Here is a 14324-nt window from a genome sequence, read left to right as displayed (position 1 = left end):
ACCGCACCTAAAACCTCACAGGACCCCAGGAAACCTCTCAGCGCAGGTCACGGGCGCTGCACGACATTTCGCCTGTGAGGTTTTCCGGCGGGTCAACTGGGTCTGAGGGGTTGCCGGACAGCAACGGCTGTGAGGCGTCCGCGGGCAGAAAACCTCACGGCGAACGTCGGCACCCCGCGAATGCGTTGAAAGGTTCCCAGTCATTGTCCGTCTGATGTGGACAGTTCTGCTCTCAGCACAGGTGCTGCCAGCAGCTGGAACCGGCCCGAGCATCGAGCTACGGTCGAGGTTCACCTGAATCTTGAACCGACCAACACCGTCGCCGCCGTCACGTGGAATCCGTTGCCCACCTTCAGGGTCGGCACGCGGGCCGTCCTCCATGCGATCACCGCGATCGAACGTCAGCCCCGCCCCCGACACATCCACCGGCACCGGACCGATGGGCCGCCACCTGGCGTTATGCCAGACATTAGGCATGACCCCGTTGGTGGGGTTGACATTTGAGCGAGATGGAGAGGAGATCTACCTAAACCGAACCAGCCATGATCGTCTGGTCGGGACTGCCCGGCCAGCGTTACAACCCGTCGGGCCACAACAGAAAGGAGGTTCCCGGTGAACGCCCACCGCGCTGAAGATCGTCAGCCACGACTCGAAGGACGCTTATGGTCCACGACGACCCAGCCAACGAGGCTGGCCATCCCCGTGGTGAGGCGAACACCGAGTCCACACGCCGTGCCAGGCGTGACCGGCACGGCCGACGCGAGCGTTCGACCATCACCACATCCGCAACCGGGCCGCGTAAGACCACCGGCCCTGACAACAAAGGTCCAGATTGGACCGTCGGCCCGCCCAAGACGGTGCCCATGACCGCGGAGGACTACCGAAACGCAGTCCAGGCATGGACGGTGCTGATCTCGTCATGGTGGACCCTTCATCCACCAGAACACGACGAGCACAACTAACCCATTCCGTTGCGGCCGAACCAACTTCGGCCGCAACGCCTACATAGAGGACGGAGCAGCATTGCATGGCACGACAACGAAAGCCGGCTGCACGCAAGCGGGAGGCGATCACACCGGAGACGGTGCTGCGGGTGGCCATCTACACCCGCCGTTCCACCGATGACGAGCACCAGCCCTACACCATCGAAGCCCAGACCCAGAAGCTGTACGCCTACGTCGACTCCCAACCCGGCTGGCAGATCACCGCCAGCTTCACCGACGACGCCTCCGGCGCCACCCTCGACCGCCCCGGACTCACCAAAGCTTTGACCGCAGCAAAAGCTGGCCGGTACGACCTGCTGTTGGTCTACCGGCTCGACCGGTTCTCCCGCCGCATCCGGGATCTGGCCGCTTTGATGGACGAGCTCGACAGCGCCGGAGTGCATTTCCGCTCTGCCACCGAGCCTTTTGACACCTCGAGCCCGGCTGGGCGGCTGTTCGTGCAAATGCTTGGTGCGTTTGCCGAATTCGAACGCGAGGTCATCATCGACCGCGTCGTCAACGGCATGGAACGTAAAGCCGCCAAAGGCGAATGGACTCACGGCCCGCGCCCCTATGGCTACGTCGTCGACCCGGAGACCCGCAAACTCACGCCGCATCCCGACGAACAGCACGTCGTCAAAGCAATCTTCACCCTCTACGCCTCGACCCGCATCGGAACCAGAGCCATCGCCGCCCAGCTCAACGCGCACGGCAAACGCACACGATCCGGCAAGCCTTGGTCCGGGCATGCCATCGGGCGGATGCTGGGCAACCGGCTTTATCGCGGCGAGGTGGTCTTCCGCGACATCATCGTCGAGAATGCCCACCCGCCGCTGGTTGAGGAAGAGCTGTTCGCCCAGTGTCAGGGCATCCTGGATGCCCGCGGGGAAGCACACTCCCAGCGCGCCGCATCCAACTCCGAATACGACCTCACCGGCCGGATCACCTGCCCGAAGTGCGGTTGCAAGTACATCGGCACCTCAGCCACCGGCAAGCTGCGCCGGTACCGCTACTACACCTGCTTCACCCGCGCCCGGTACGGCACCACCGCCTGCGACGGCCCGCGCATTGACGCTGACCTTCTGGACAAGGCCATCGCCGAGGCGCTCATCGACTTCTACGGCAACACAGACCTGATCATCGCCGCCGTGGCCGGAGAACGGGCAATGCGTGCGGAAGGAACCACACAGCATCAGGCCGAGCTCGCTGGCATCGCCCAGGAGATCACCACCGCCGACGCCGCGATCAACCGGTACCTGATCGCCTTCGAGAACGGCAGCCTCGACGAACGCACCTGCGGCCGCCGCGTCCAGGACCTATCGATCAAGCTCGACCAGCTCAAAGCCAGACAAAACGAGCTTCGCCAAATGTGCCTCGACCTGCCCCAGCCACCCAGCCCGAGAGCCGTCGAACGGCTCCGGCAAGACCTCATTCATGTCCTCACCCACGGGACACCAGGTCAGCGTAAAGCGGTCACCGAGAGCCACGTCGCCGAGGTCAAGATCGAAGGAGATAGGTTGACGCCGATCTACAAGATCCCCATAGGGCAGTTCGACCAAAACGAAGAGGAGCCGGACGAAATATCGACCGACTCCTCTTTTCGCACAATGGTGCGGGTTGTGGGGCGCCAGGGACTCGAACCCTGAACCTACGGATTAAAAGTCCGCAGCTCTGCCATTGAGCTAGCACCCCAGGCGGGCCTGGGTGCGGCCCGCGCGTTCCCAGGTTACCGGATCGTTCAGCGCAGGTCGTGGGGGTATCGGTTGGGTCGGCGTTCTGGCGGCGGCCAATCACCGCCCAGCGGCTGGCTGCCGTGGCGCGGTGTGGGCGCCGGCAAATCCGTAGGTGGCGCCGTGTCCTTACGTTGTGTGCCTTCGGCTTTGGCGGTGCTGTGCTGGTTTCTGCGGCTGGTTGCAGCTCTCGTGCTGTTCACCGGGAATGGAGCATTCGATCCTAAATCGGGCACGCCGTTGCCGGTGTATCTGCTCGCTGTTTGGCTGTTTACCGCCTTGCCGTCCGGTTTCGCCAGCGTGGTCGAACCAATGATCCTGTGCTTGCGTGGCACGAGCCCGGCGGTGCGTTCGGCGAGTTCCCGGTCGATCTGGTCTAGCGCGGCGGGGTAGGTGTCGGCGGTGACGGTGATGCTGGCGTGGCCGAGTTTCTTCTTCATGTCCAGCAGGTCCCCGCCAACGGCCTTGAGGTATGTGGCGGCGGCGTGCCGGCCGTCGTGGAACCTGATAGGCGGAAGCCCGGCCGCAGCGGCGGCGTGTTCGAACCGGTCGGTGACCGTGTTGGGGTGCCAGGCCTGCCCGTCGGGCTGGCGGAAGAACAGATCGACCCCGACAAGGGTGAACCCGCCGGGCACCGGGCTACGCAGATCGACGGTGGCAGGCCACGCCTCGCCGGCGACCGCCTCCCAGCCTTGCCGCAGCTGCCAGTACTCGTACAGGTCGGCGGCGGTTCGACGGTCGATGAACACGACCCGGTCCCCGCTTCGCGTTTTCACCTTCTTGTACACCGGCCTGTACCCGTAAGTGGTCAGCTGATGGCTGAAGGTGACCGTCCGCTCCGTGAAGTCGACCTGATCGGCGCGCAAGCCGACGGCCTCACCACGGCGTGGCCCGGCGAGAATGACCAGCAGGAACAGCGCGTACAGGTCCGGGTCATGCGCTTGGGCATGGTCGAGGAACACGCCGGCCTGCTCGGGTGTCCACACCATCACCGGGCTGGGCCGAAAACCGCTGGCCTTCCACTGCGCGATGGCCTTCGGAGTCCACACCCGCACCTGCGGCCGATCATAGGCCGGCATCTCCAGATGCAGGGCCGGGTTGAACTCGATCAGCCGATACTTGGCCACCGCGTCGTTGAGCGCCTTACGCAGCGTAGCCCGCACCCGGGTCATCGTGGCCGGCATGGTCAGCCGCACATTACGCACCGATTCACGGACCGCCGGGTCGCTGCTGGCGCGGGCCGCCAGGATGCCGCTGTTGTGCTTGCTCATCCTGGCGAACATGGCCTCAATGTGCGTCGCATGCAGACGCTGCAACGGAATATGACCCAAATGCGGTATCAGATGATTGCGCACATGCGCCGCGTAGCCGATACGGGTGTGCTCATCGATCTGCCGATGCTCCACCCACCAAGTCAGATACTCACCCGTAGTGATGAAGGGGCCGTTGGGGACGCCGCTGCGGACCTGCCGGATCAGCCGCTGCCGATCCGGCAGCGGTTTACGCCGGCATCCCATCAACACCGCGGCGATCTCATCGGCCAAGATCTCATCTCCCGCGGCCAGCCCGATCAGTTCCCGCGCCCGGCTCAACTCCCCGACCACGGTCTCGTACCTGCCGGGCCAGTCGGTGACCACCCGCCGCAGAACACGCCGCCTGCCGTCGAAAGTGCGGGGCAGCTCCAGCTGAAAACTCCACGCCCCATGGTTCGGGTTCCACGACCCGTTGGGACGCTTCAGCTTCGGGCAGCGAGATCCCAACCGGCGACCGCTATCGTCGAAACAGGTGCACTGCTTGAACACCGAACCCTTGGCCACCACCGCCATCACCCCCGCGCGAGGCAACCCCCATTTCTGACCATGGACCGTGATCGGCATCCTCACAACCCCGCGGCGGTGTAATTGATCTGTTCAGCCGAGGCGGGTACGGCCACCAGGTCACCCGCATAGACGATGCCGCGCTGTCTTGCGGCGCTGCGCCTCAAGGATCGTCACCATCGATACAGCCGTTGTGTCCGTTGGCAACAGTTTGCAACCGTTGTCCTTGTGTGAAGGCCGTGAGCCACTCGACGCCAGGTGGATTCGGACAAGGCCACTGGTCTTAAGGTCACCAGCCTGTACGTGCGGGCCCCCGCAGTGAGAATCGTCAGCGTACGGGTCATACGAGAATGGGCTGGTCAAGGTGCTCAGGTCACCGCCAAGGGTAAGAATGTTGTTCTAGTAAGGGACCCCTCATCGGACGCCAGGTGTCTACGACTGCCCCGAACAGATGCGGGCGACATCGTTCTCAATATGGTCTCTATGGGAGCAAGGCCAAGGTCGCCTCTGGCTGCGTTCATAAGGTCGCGCTCAGCCGCCAAAACCTCCTGGATCGGCTCGTTCGGTATCCTGCCGGCCGCCGGATGCTCTGCGCGGGCGGCAGCCAGCCGCATGAGGGCTGTGCGCAGCTGGGTCGCCCGGCCAATGGTCCCCTCCGACGCAGCCACAAACAGCAGCGATGCAGAGCAGGCCTCAAGCGCCTGGTTATACGGCTCAGCTCTTGCGTCGAATATCGGGATCGGATGTACCCCAGCCGATTGGGGACTGTGTCAATCACAGTACGCGGGTCTTTCAGGTACTGATCGAACTCCCGGGCCGCGGTGACCCGCTCGGTCTTGAGTACGTGATCACCGCGCGCGACGGTGCTCGCGTGATCTCGTGCCCCGCCACGATCGATTGCGATTGCGACCTCGGCGGCTACGCGGCCGCTTGTACCGGACCTGGCTCGTGAAGAACCGCCTTAATCCCCGGATCTGTTAAGCGCCTTGGCCAACGCCATCCATCGTCTGCGACACCCGGCCACGAGCCGCAAAATGCTCAGCCGGCCCGCCGTCCGCTCGCGCTCGATCTTGACCGGCTCGCGCGTGCCAGGCACTGTAGCACTTGCTGTTTGGTCGCGTCCAGGTCCACTTGTGCAGTAGGCCGGACGGTGCGGCTCGCGATCAACATGTCGATCTGGTCAGCGGTGAACCGGCGCTGGCGGGCAAGGTGAACGTGCTCGACCCGGCTGGCGCGGCACTGATCTGCCAGCCACCGGGCAGACACGCGAAGCCGCTTGGCGACCTCGTCGACCGTGAACAGCATGCCGGCATCCATCGGTCCCCTTCGCTTACGTGCTGCAGCGGCCGTCATCGTCGCCAACGACGTCGAGACGCCTGCACGCTGGGTGAACGCGAAATTTGGCACATCCGTACCGCCACGGTGCCGCCAGAACGTGAAAGCCTCGATTCCCGTCGATGGGATCGAGGCGTTCATGCTGGTCAGATGGGTGGAGCTGAGGGGACTCGAACCCCTGACCCCCACACTGCCAGTTCGAATAATGTGTTTGTCTGATCACGCTGAATTCATGAATTGGCTTGTCGTTCCATACGTTTCACAGCGTTCTCTTACGGCTCATGATCCGTTTGCGAGGCTTGTGTGACCCCATGGGGTCACGCGCTTGGGTACCTTTCGATCTATGGCATCGAAACCCGAGCTCCGTTCTGGTTCATACCGAGTATGGTGGCGGCTTGGCGGCAAGGCGGCGGGAAAGAAGCAATCATGTACGTTTCCCGGCACCGCTGATGGCTTCAAGAAGGCCGAAGCGGCAAAAGCCCTCGCAGAGGCGAACAACCACAACATAACTAACGAGGAGGTCTACAAGGCGATCCTTGGCATCAACGAAGAGGTGCAAAAGGAGACGCCGACGTTCGCCGAGTGGTTCGAGACGTGGCAGGAGTTCAAGAACGACGTCGAGGACTCCACCATGAAGGAATACCTGCGCTTGATACGTAGCCGAGTCATCCCAGACCTCGGTCCGATCCATCTCGCTGACCTCGAGAAGGACCCCGACATCATCTGGACCTTTTACGGACGCCTTGCTAAGGAGCTTATGCCGGCAGGGGTGAGGAAGATCCATGTTGTGGTTCACCAGATCCTCGGCGCAGCTGTACCGAAACACATGGCCACGAACCCCGCTGAGAAGCCCAAAGGCAAGCGTTCCAATGGGCTCCCGAAGGTCAAACGCCACAAGGCTTGCTACCTCACAGCCGAGGAGGCCGATGCGCTGTGGGAAGCGGCGGACCCACAGATCAAGGATTTTATTAAGGTCGCCTTCGGTACAGGACTGCGTCTGGGCGAGCTTCTTGGCATGCGCGTATGCGACCTCAAGCTCGACATCAAGAAGCCAGTGATCGTTGTCGAACAAACCTTCAGGAAGGACGGAACTTTCGGCGGCCCAAATCTGAGCGTAGCGAGCGGTCGGTCACCATCTCGCGAACCCTGGTCAAAATCCTAAAGGCCCGCTGCGCAGACAAACGACCGCACGAGCTGATCTTCCCCTCGCCAGAGGGCACGGCATGGGACCAGAACAACCTTCGCCGTCGCTACTGGAAACCAGCCGTGATCAAGGCAAGCCGCTGCCCCAAACACCCACCCACAAAGATGATCAAATGCGGACGCGGAGGTAAGAAAGAAAAACTCGACCCCAACGCTGTCTCGAGTGCGCCTGCAAGACCCGCTTGCACCAGAGCCCCCGCATTCACGACACCCGACACTCCCATGTGAGCTGGTTGATCGATGCCAGGTGGGATCCATACACGATCCAACATCGGATCGGCCACGAATCGATCAAGACAACCTACGACGTGTACGGCCACCTCTTCTCGCGCGGAAGTACCGAGGAACTGGACGCCCTCGACCAGATGCTTAACAGGCGAGCCAGAACCGCCCGGAAAGCCCCAACCTCGCGCAGAACACGGCCTAACGAGGTAACGGGTTCTCCGGTTTCAAAAAGTGACGGGAACCCAGACGCACACAGCGACCCCCTGTAAAACCGTCGCGAGAGCTACGAAGGTTCGAACCCTTCACCCGCCACCACGTGCAAAAAGAGGCTCCGACCTGCGGAAACAGGTCGGAGCCTCTTCGTACGGGTGTCCCACAGCGTCCCGTCCAGTCCCACTGAAGCCAGGTGTCCGGGGGCTATTGGGGGGCAGATAAGCACTGCCTTGGCTCACGGTCGTACGTGAAAGCGATCATGGAGCAGCGTTTGTGATCGAATCGTGGTCTTACCTGCCGATCACGGGTGTGGAACAGGAGAAGCGCCCCGCCAGCGGCGCTGCCGTCCCAAAGGGCGAAGAGCCTGATCAGTATGGTGGCCGGCCGCGTTCCTGCAGAAGTTGGAACGCGCGAGCGGTCATGCCGCACGCGATTGCGGTGGCGGTGACCAGCAGCCTCACCTGCGCCGAAACGCGGGTCAGGCTGATGCCTGGAGCAACCTGCTGCACTACCTCGGTGTCCAACAGGCCGATGGTCGCGCTCGCGTCACCATGGGCGAGACCGCTGCACATGCTCCATGCAGCTTCGGTCGCATCCGCACCAGCCTTGGACAACTCGCCGGCTCGGCGCACGATGGTCGCATATGTAAGGCCCCTGAGCGCCTTACGCGCAGCATTGTCGTCGGCGAGCGCTGGAACTTGTCCCGCTGGCGCTGCGGCCGCGTGAGCGGCAAGCAGCAGATCCACCAATTGCTGCTGGCGCTGGTCGATCGTGCGGGGTGGCGCGCTGCCAGCCAACTCCCGCAGCCGGTACCGGACAACGACGTGCTGGACGACGACGAGGCGACCGGCGACGACGACCGACCCGACGACGAGGCCGACGTCACCGCCGTTGCGGCCATGCGCCGGTTCTGGGATCGCGAAGTTGCGGGCGGCCGGGTTCCCACCGGGGCGGAACTGTCCCGGGCCGCCGGTGTACCACCCGCTACCGGCCTCGGCCGCCGAAAGCGCCGCGAATGGGAAGCCGAACTCCCCGACTACCTCAAGACCGCAGCCAACGTCGGGAGGTGACGGCAGACAGCCGGTCGTGGTTTGGTTGCAGCGCAAGCGTTGCGTATCCGAGACGATCCGGATGCGCACGAAAAGCTCTGAGCGAATTGGAGGCTAGGCTGATTGAGGGATCGACACAGAGGGAGTCGTCGGGTTCGATTCGTGCGTGACCGATGAAGCCACCGAACGCCGGAAAGATCCTCACGGGCCGGTCTGGAAGCGGCCGTGGTTTCTTTTGTCGCAGCTTGCAAGTGGGATATCGCTGGTCAAGCTGTTACAGGATCTGGACTGGGTCTCACTCAAAGGCGTGATTGCTGAGTGGGTGGCCTTCTACAACATGATGGTTGTGGCTGTTGTGGGCTTCCTGACGGGATGGATCCAGGTGTCGTGGATGCGTATCAGCGAGCATGAAGCGCATGCGCTGGTTGTGATTAGCTTCGCAATGGCGATGATGTCCAAGAGCCTTTTCCCAGACAGGCCTCAGAAGACAGACCGTTACCGGGTATCAAAGCGGTTTTTCTCGCTGGCGCTGTGGCCTGGCACGCCATTGCTGATGATGTTGAACTACCTCTTTATTGATTACCCGGTCCAAAGCTCTCGGGGTCTATTGCTAATCGTTGGCCTAACAGGTTTGTTCGATCTGGCAGTAGCGTGGTTGTTCGCCGAGCGCGTGGCCAGGCGAGTGGTTATCTTGCACATGGGCAGTGTCCTCGGCTGGGCCGCCGCGATCATCGTGGTCGGGAACTTCCTTCTCAGATAGGCGCTGAGATCATTGGTCGCGTTCCGTCGCGGGCCAGTGCGGGCGGTTTAGTTTGCGGGGGTGAACGCGACGGCACGGATCGCCAGATCAACCGGCCGCTGCGTGACTCGCACCGACATTCATAGATCACACCGTGCGATTCTTGATGGGCAACGGTTACAGCGTGATCGTGGAAGGCATACTCGCTTCTCATCGCTACGGACAGATGTTCACGAAGCTGTTCACCGACCATGACGGCCCGTCGCTGGCTTACTACCTCGACGTGTCCTTCGACGAAACCGTCCGCCGACACCAGACTCGCCCTCAGCGCAGCGAGTTCAGCGACGACGACATGCGCTCTTGGTACCTGCCTGGCGACACCCTCGGCCTGCCGCACGAGCACACTGTGGCCGAAGGCTCCAGCTTCAACGACACCCTCCAGCTCATGATCGCCCAACTCGCGGCGGCTGGCCAACCACGGCCAGCACCCTACCCAGCAGGAGCATCCCGGCAGCCGAGGCCGGCACCATGCTGCCCAACACCAGCCGAATAACGACAGACATCACTCAACGAGATCAATCCGCGACGACACCGCAGCTTACCGAAACAGGGAGGCTAGTGGGCAAGGCACGGACGGTCTGGCGAGCACGACCACGCTGCCGGCGGCGGAACAGCAGATGCCGAAGGATAGAGCGGTGGGTGGCGAGTTCCGGCCCCCCACCGCTTGGGGTTCTACGAGAAGATGTTGTGGCAGACCGTGGCCACCACCGAACCGCTGGATTTCAGCTCACCGCAGACTCGTCCCGTCCTGGCGGTGCCGTGGATCGGCAGCTGCCAGTAGTGGTATCCGTACGCGGCACCGGATGTCACCGGCTTGTTGAAGGTGGCGTAGTTGGTGTTCGACGTGTCGTAAAAACGGACCGACTCGGCCCAGTTGTAGAGCACCGGGCCGTTGAAGCTGCCCGAGGTGAAGTTGACGGTCAGGCCGCTTCCGTTGATGGAGAAGCAGTACTGGCCGCCGGGGATGAAGTAGCCGCCGTAGTTACCTCCATACAATGCGCACCCAGTGGCGCTGGCCATTGCTGGTGTCGCGGAGACCGTCACTCCGACCAGGGCGAGCATGGTGCCAACCATGAGCGAGAGCAACCTGAGACTCGTTGCTCGACGTGCCTTTGGGATCATCATCGTCACTCCTCGATCGATGGGATGAGCTGGATCCCGTTCTAGCAGCGGAATTGACCGTCGGCTGGAGCGACGGTCAATTCATGGTGGCGACGGTCAACGGCCCTGGTAGAAAATAGGCTGTTCGCTATGTCGAAGCTGACGTGCTTGGCGAAGGGACGGCCCGCATGGCGCGCCAGGAACGGCCTCTGACCAGACCTGACGATCCTGTCCAAGCCTTCGCTGCAGAGCTAAGACTGCTGCGCGATCAGGCCGGCACCCCCAAGTACCTACAGATGGCGCGGCAGACAGGCAAATCGCGAACGGCCTTGGCGGAAGCCGCCGGTGGTGATCATCTCCCGACCTGGGAGACGGTCGCGGCATTTGTGGCAGCCTGCGGGGCCGATCCCGGTGACTGGCTGGGGCGCTGGGAGATATTGCACGACAAGGTCAAGGGCGGCTCTCGGTCGTCTCTGTCGCCTCCTGCCACCACGCGACCCGACGGCGTGGCGGTTCCAGCTATACAGCGTGCCTCAAGCGCTGAGATATTGATCCGGCTCTGGCAGGAACAGCGCGATCAGGCGCGGCAACTGGAGAATCAGCGCGCTCTGTTCTGCGGCCTTATCATCGGACTCGCCGCAGCGTTCACGGCTGCTGCCGCCGTTGCTCCGACCTCGCTGGTCGCCATGATTTCGAAGACGGCCGTGGTGGTCGCCGGGCTGTTCGGCGCACTCGTTTCGGCAAAGTTCTACGAGCGGCATCAGATGCACATGACCGGAGCCGCTACGATCCGTAGCCGGCTGCACGAGTTGTTTCCCGACCTGGGAATCGAACCGGACTGGGCGGACAGCCGGTCCAGACATCAGCGGCGATATCGGCGGCTCTACCATCTCCGGTTGCATCACATGTGGGTGGCGCTCAACCTTCTGGTCGCGCTCATGGGCCTCGTTTATCTGGTCATGTCGGCATGATCGGCGAACGCGGCTGGGTCAATGATCAGATCGGTCACGTGGATATCGATCATTTTGATCTGCATCCGCGAGTTCTCGGGATCTTCCTCGGTGTCTTCAACATCGACACACCGTCCAAAGTGGAGACCGTCACCCGCTCCTTCGGCATCGCCAAGAGCGTGTTCGCGCCGTTCATGGTGAAGGCAGCGATCGACATGCTGCCCCATCTTCAGCGCGCCGTTCGGGAGAACGAGAACGCACGTGTGGTGTTCGTAGGCCGGGACGCGTTCAGCCTCGGGTTCGCGACGAAGATCCTGAACGGGCCGTTCCACGCGCGACACTGCACCGACATGTACCTCTCCAGGTCCATCGTCGATGCGGCGCTCGCCGAACTCGAAGAGGGCGGTGCCACGTTCGCCGATATCGCGGCGTTTCGCAGACCTGCCCGCAGCCGCACTGACAGCGCCTGGGGAGCGCTGGAGAGGTACTTCCAGGAGAAGGAGGTCGACTTCACCGACAGCAGAACGGAGATCATCCTCGTGGACTCCGGTTACAAGGGCAGCGTCCAGGAGATGCTGTCAGCCGCCTTTCCTGACACGCGCTTCCATGGCCACTACATCTTCTTCGACCCCGCACCCGCGGACCCGCACCCGGGGACGAAGCGTGGGTACGCGCTCAATCTCGACTACGACACTGGGTTCGGCGGGCGGGCACTGCGAGATGAGATGCCGGAGCAACCCGAGCTGACCTATGCCCACCACGAGGCCATCGTTGCCATCGAGGAGATGCTTCAGGGCAGCCAGCTCAGCCCACCTTCCCTCTCACCGGCAGGCAAGCCGCTGACCTGGCGATACCGGCGGACAAGGGATCCTTGGAAGGGGTTGAACCCGAAGCGTATCGCCTACGGATACCGCGATGTGCTGCTGCGGGAAGGCGTTCTGACGATGAACGTGATCGCGGTCAGCAAGTTGGCCGAGAGGATCGCCGGTCTCGTGGACACCGACGCCGAAGGCTGGCACGACGCCGCCACGCAGGCAGATTGGTACGCCGAGCTGGAATTCAAGAACAACCTCCTCCGCGATCAGATCCGCGCCTGGGTCACGTATGGAAGCACCGTCTCCTCCTTCGCTGAGCTTCTCGATTCGTTCGTGCACCGCTCCGACAGTGCGATCATCGAACGGATTTCCAAAGACATGTCTGAGCAGAACTTCTCGGAATGGGAACGCGATCTGATCTGGGGCGCCTTCGACCGCTGCAGATCGCTGCCGGAAAGCACCCGGCTCGCTGCCCAACCCGTAACCGCCCTGCTAGAGGAACTGCGCGCGGCCGTCTGGCCCAATCCCGTCGAATGATCGTTGCGCATGATGGGAACCGCAGGGGCCGTTCTCAATGGACCGTCGGCGGCACAGGGATCCGAAGCCAATCCAGTACCAACACATAAGCATGCGGCCATACGTCAATGACCCTCCGAATGCGACACCCCGGCCCGCGATACCAGCGGCGGGCGTGGTCCAGCTAGCGTGGCGTTTTGGCAGGCCGTAACATGCCGGCGCCGGTCGGCATCCCCTGCCGACCTGAATTCGTGTGGACGCCTCCCGCTTCAGACGGATACCGTCGCGCGGTGGCGCAGACCAGACGGTACCGCTATGTCGGTCCGGCCGAGCTACGCGACCTGATGGCCGCGGTGGGCGTTGTTGCCGTGGGTGCGCCCGCCTCACTCGACGGATGGCTCACCGGGCGCGGCCGCAGCGAACTCGGGGAGCCTTTCACATTCGTCGTGGCTCTCGACGGCATACTCAGGCTGGCGCCCCGCCGCAGTGAACATGTCGCCCTCGCCGGCGGGCGGGACGTCCTCGCTGCCGGGGAGATGACCTTCGCCTCCACCGAGTCCGGCAGGGATGTCGCTGAGGTGACCAACCAATCGAGCGGATATTGCCCTGATCCGGATTCCTGGCCCGCCGTGGCCAGCGCTCTCGACCGTGCGGGCGTGCAGCATCCGGCGACTTCACCGACAAGGTCATCTTCCGCCGTTGTCCAACCTGCGGCGAGCGCAATATCGTGCGCGACAACAACTTCACCTGTGCTCTTTGCGACAGCACCCTGCCTGCGCAATGGAACTTTACGGCGGACTGATCGACACCAACCGGCAGTATCTGGAATTGCCACGTGGGGTGCTTCGCTTAGCTTCGCGCGGTTCTGCCGCCAACTGGATACCCCGCATCTTGGACGAAGTGTTGTGGAATCGGATCAGCGGGCTCGGCCGACTATCGTGATCGTGTGAGTACTCGCCATGTGCCCGCTCAGATCGGTGATTTGCCACCGATTGGGCGACCAGCCAATAGCGCCTTGCTCGATGCCGGCGTCACGACGCTCGCGCAAGTGGCTGCCTATAGCCGCCGCGATCTACTTGCCCTGCACGGGATCGGGCCGAAGGCGGTCAACATCCTGGCCGCCGCGCTGGCCGAGCATGGCCTCGCCTTTGCCGATTGACCACAACAGCCCAACGCCGGTAAGACCAGCCGACCTCGCGCTGGTCCAACGCGAGCCGTGCGGCGTCGCCTGGGCTCACTCTTCTGCCGCGGAGCGCTCCTTGAGCAGCGTCTCGTAGGGTGTGTTGCGTGAGTTACGTGTTGCAGGGCGTCATCGCTCCCGCCGGCGCCCTGCGGCCATGTCGAGCATTGGTCAACGGTGTGGTTGTGGATCTCGGCCAGTGTTTGGGACTGGTGCCGATGACCCCTGCTCTGTTCGACGAGGTTCGGCGGGGTGATGAAGGAGATGTCAACGTCGCCCGAATGCTGACCCTTTCTCGGCGCTCGAAAGCTGACCCCCTGCTTGATGGTTAGTTGTTATGGTTAACGATGGTCGTGGTGGTCGGCTGGCGGTACCTGCCGACCGAGGTCTCTGTTGCGGATGCGGTAG

14 protein-coding genes and 1 tRNA gene are annotated in these 14324 nt (G+C 62.9%); 10 read left to right on the top strand and 5 right to left on the bottom strand.

Going from position 1 to position 14324, the window contains the following annotated elements:
- Positions 1-1027: 1027 nt before the first annotated feature.
- Complete coding sequence (locus tag DM816_RS19345; RefSeq protein ID WP_117211653.1) at positions 1028-2629, top strand: recombinase family protein; 1602 nt, start codon at positions 1028-1030, stop codon at positions 2627-2629.
- Here DM816_RS19345 and DM816_RS19340 read toward each other — a convergent pair.
- The 3 genes from DM816_RS19340 to DM816_RS42730 all read right to left on the bottom strand — a co-directional run bounded on the left by DM816_RS19340 (position 2604) and on the right by DM816_RS42730 (position 6006).
- Positions 2604-2675 (bottom strand) — tRNA-Lys (locus tag DM816_RS19340). The genes DM816_RS19345 and DM816_RS19340 overlap by 26 nt on opposite strands.
- A 46-nt stretch (positions 2676-2721) precedes the next feature.
- Positions 2722-4590, bottom strand: coding sequence for a tyrosine-type recombinase/integrase (locus tag DM816_RS19335; protein WP_117211652.1), 1869 nt, complete (start codon positions 4588-4590; stop codon positions 2722-2724).
- A gap of 978 nt (positions 4591-5568) precedes the next feature.
- Positions 5569-6006 (bottom strand): helix-turn-helix domain-containing protein, encoded by a 438-nt coding sequence (locus tag DM816_RS42730; protein WP_162907630.1) that lies wholly within the window; start codon positions 6004-6006, stop codon positions 5569-5571.
- Between the two features lie 202 nt (positions 6007-6208).
- Here DM816_RS42730 and DM816_RS19325 point away from each other — a divergent pair, with 202 nt between their 5' ends.
- On the top strand, positions 6209-7027 hold the full coding sequence (locus tag DM816_RS19325; RefSeq protein WP_117211650.1) for a tyrosine-type recombinase/integrase: 819 nt from the start codon (positions 6209-6211) through the stop codon (positions 7025-7027).
- A 223-nt stretch (positions 7028-7250) separates the two neighbouring features.
- Positions 7251-7562, top strand: a complete 312-nt coding sequence (locus tag DM816_RS45860) for a tyrosine-type recombinase/integrase (protein ID WP_117211649.1) — start codon at positions 7251-7253, stop codon at positions 7560-7562.
- A gap of 312 nt (positions 7563-7874) precedes the next feature.
- On the opposite strand, the gene DM816_RS42725 is transcribed toward DM816_RS45860, so the two are convergent.
- The gene (locus DM816_RS42725; RefSeq protein ID WP_162907629.1) at positions 7875-8252 is read right to left on the bottom strand and encodes a hypothetical protein; all 378 of its coding nucleotides are present in this window, start codon (positions 8250-8252) and stop codon (positions 7875-7877) included.
- Between DM816_RS42725 and DM816_RS19310 the strand changes: the two genes are divergently transcribed.
- The 3 genes from DM816_RS19310 to DM816_RS19300 all read left to right on the top strand — a co-directional run bounded on the left by DM816_RS19310 (position 8229) and on the right by DM816_RS19300 (position 9847).
- Entirely contained in the window at positions 8229-8576 is a 348-nt protein-coding gene (locus DM816_RS19310; protein ID WP_117211647.1) for a hypothetical protein, read from the top strand. The two genes, DM816_RS42725 and DM816_RS19310, sit on opposite strands and share 24 nt — an antisense overlap.
- Before the next feature lie 145 nt (positions 8577-8721).
- A complete protein-coding gene (locus DM816_RS19305) occupies positions 8722-9315 on the top strand; it encodes a hypothetical protein (RefSeq protein WP_117211646.1) in 594 nt (197 codons plus the stop codon).
- 133 nt (positions 9316-9448) lie between these two features.
- Entirely contained in the window at positions 9449-9847 is a 399-nt protein-coding gene (locus DM816_RS19300; protein WP_162907628.1) for a P-loop NTPase family protein, read from the top strand.
- Positions 9848-10026: 179 nt separating this feature from the next.
- Here DM816_RS19300 and DM816_RS19295 read toward each other — a convergent pair whose 3' ends face one another.
- Positions 10027-10416, bottom strand: coding sequence for a hypothetical protein (locus DM816_RS19295; RefSeq protein ID WP_162907627.1), 390 nt, complete (start codon positions 10414-10416; stop codon positions 10027-10029).
- Positions 10417-10643: 227 nt separating this feature from the next.
- Here DM816_RS19295 and DM816_RS19290 point away from each other — a divergent pair, with 227 nt between their 5' ends.
- The 4 genes from DM816_RS19290 to DM816_RS42720 all read left to right on the top strand — a co-directional run bounded on the left by DM816_RS19290 (position 10644) and on the right by DM816_RS42720 (position 14248).
- Positions 10644-11426 (top strand): helix-turn-helix domain-containing protein, encoded by a 783-nt coding sequence (locus DM816_RS19290; RefSeq protein ID WP_117211643.1) that lies wholly within the window; start codon positions 10644-10646, stop codon positions 11424-11426.
- Complete coding sequence (locus DM816_RS19285) at positions 11423-12757, top strand: hypothetical protein (protein ID WP_117211642.1); 1335 nt, start codon at positions 11423-11425, stop codon at positions 12755-12757. The genes DM816_RS19290 and DM816_RS19285 overlap by 4 nt, the downstream gene beginning before the upstream one ends.
- 925 nt (positions 12758-13682) lie before the next feature.
- Positions 13683-13895 carry a helix-hairpin-helix domain-containing protein gene (locus DM816_RS19275; protein WP_117211641.1) on the top strand — a complete coding sequence of 71 codons (213 nt, stop codon included), beginning with the start codon at positions 13683-13685 and terminating at the stop codon, positions 13893-13895.
- A 128-nt stretch (positions 13896-14023) separates the two neighbouring features.
- Positions 14024-14248: a hypothetical protein gene (locus tag DM816_RS42720; RefSeq protein ID WP_162907626.1), complete on the top strand. Its 225-nt coding sequence runs from the start codon at positions 14024-14026 to the stop codon at positions 14246-14248.
- Positions 14249-14324 lie beyond the last annotated feature (76 nt).

Origin of the sequence: Allorhizocola rhizosphaerae (assembly GCF_003426775.1) — a bacterium.
GTDB lineage: Bacteria > Actinomycetota > Actinomycetes > Mycobacteriales > Micromonosporaceae > Allorhizocola > Allorhizocola rhizosphaerae.
Note: the sequence above shows the minus strand (reverse complement) of the source record. Positions and strands in the feature narration are given on the sequence as shown.

Bases quoted from the DNA above. Each gene is read 5' to 3' on its own strand.
- DM816_RS19345 (WP_117211653.1), top strand. From the start codon at position 1,028: ATGGCACGACAACGAAAGCCGGCTGCACGCAAGCGGGAGGCGATCACA.
- DM816_RS19335 (WP_117211652.1), bottom strand. From the start codon at position 4,590: ATGCCGATCACGGTCCATGGTCAGAAATGGGGGTTGCCTCGCGCGGGG.
- DM816_RS42730 (WP_162907630.1), bottom strand. From the start codon at position 6,006: ATGAACGCCTCGATCCCATCGACGGGAATCGAGGCTTTCACGTTCTGG.
- DM816_RS19325 (WP_117211650.1), top strand. From the start codon at position 6,209: ATGGCATCGAAACCCGAGCTCCGTTCTGGTTCATACCGAGTATGGTGG.
- DM816_RS19295 (WP_162907627.1), bottom strand. From the start codon at position 10,416: ATGCTCGCCCTGGTCGGAGTGACGGTCTCCGCGACACCAGCAATGGCC.
- DM816_RS19290 (WP_117211643.1), top strand. From the start codon at position 10,644: ATGGCGCGCCAGGAACGGCCTCTGACCAGACCTGACGATCCTGTCCAA.
- DM816_RS19285 (WP_117211642.1), top strand. From the start codon at position 11,423: ATGATCGGCGAACGCGGCTGGGTCAATGATCAGATCGGTCACGTGGAT.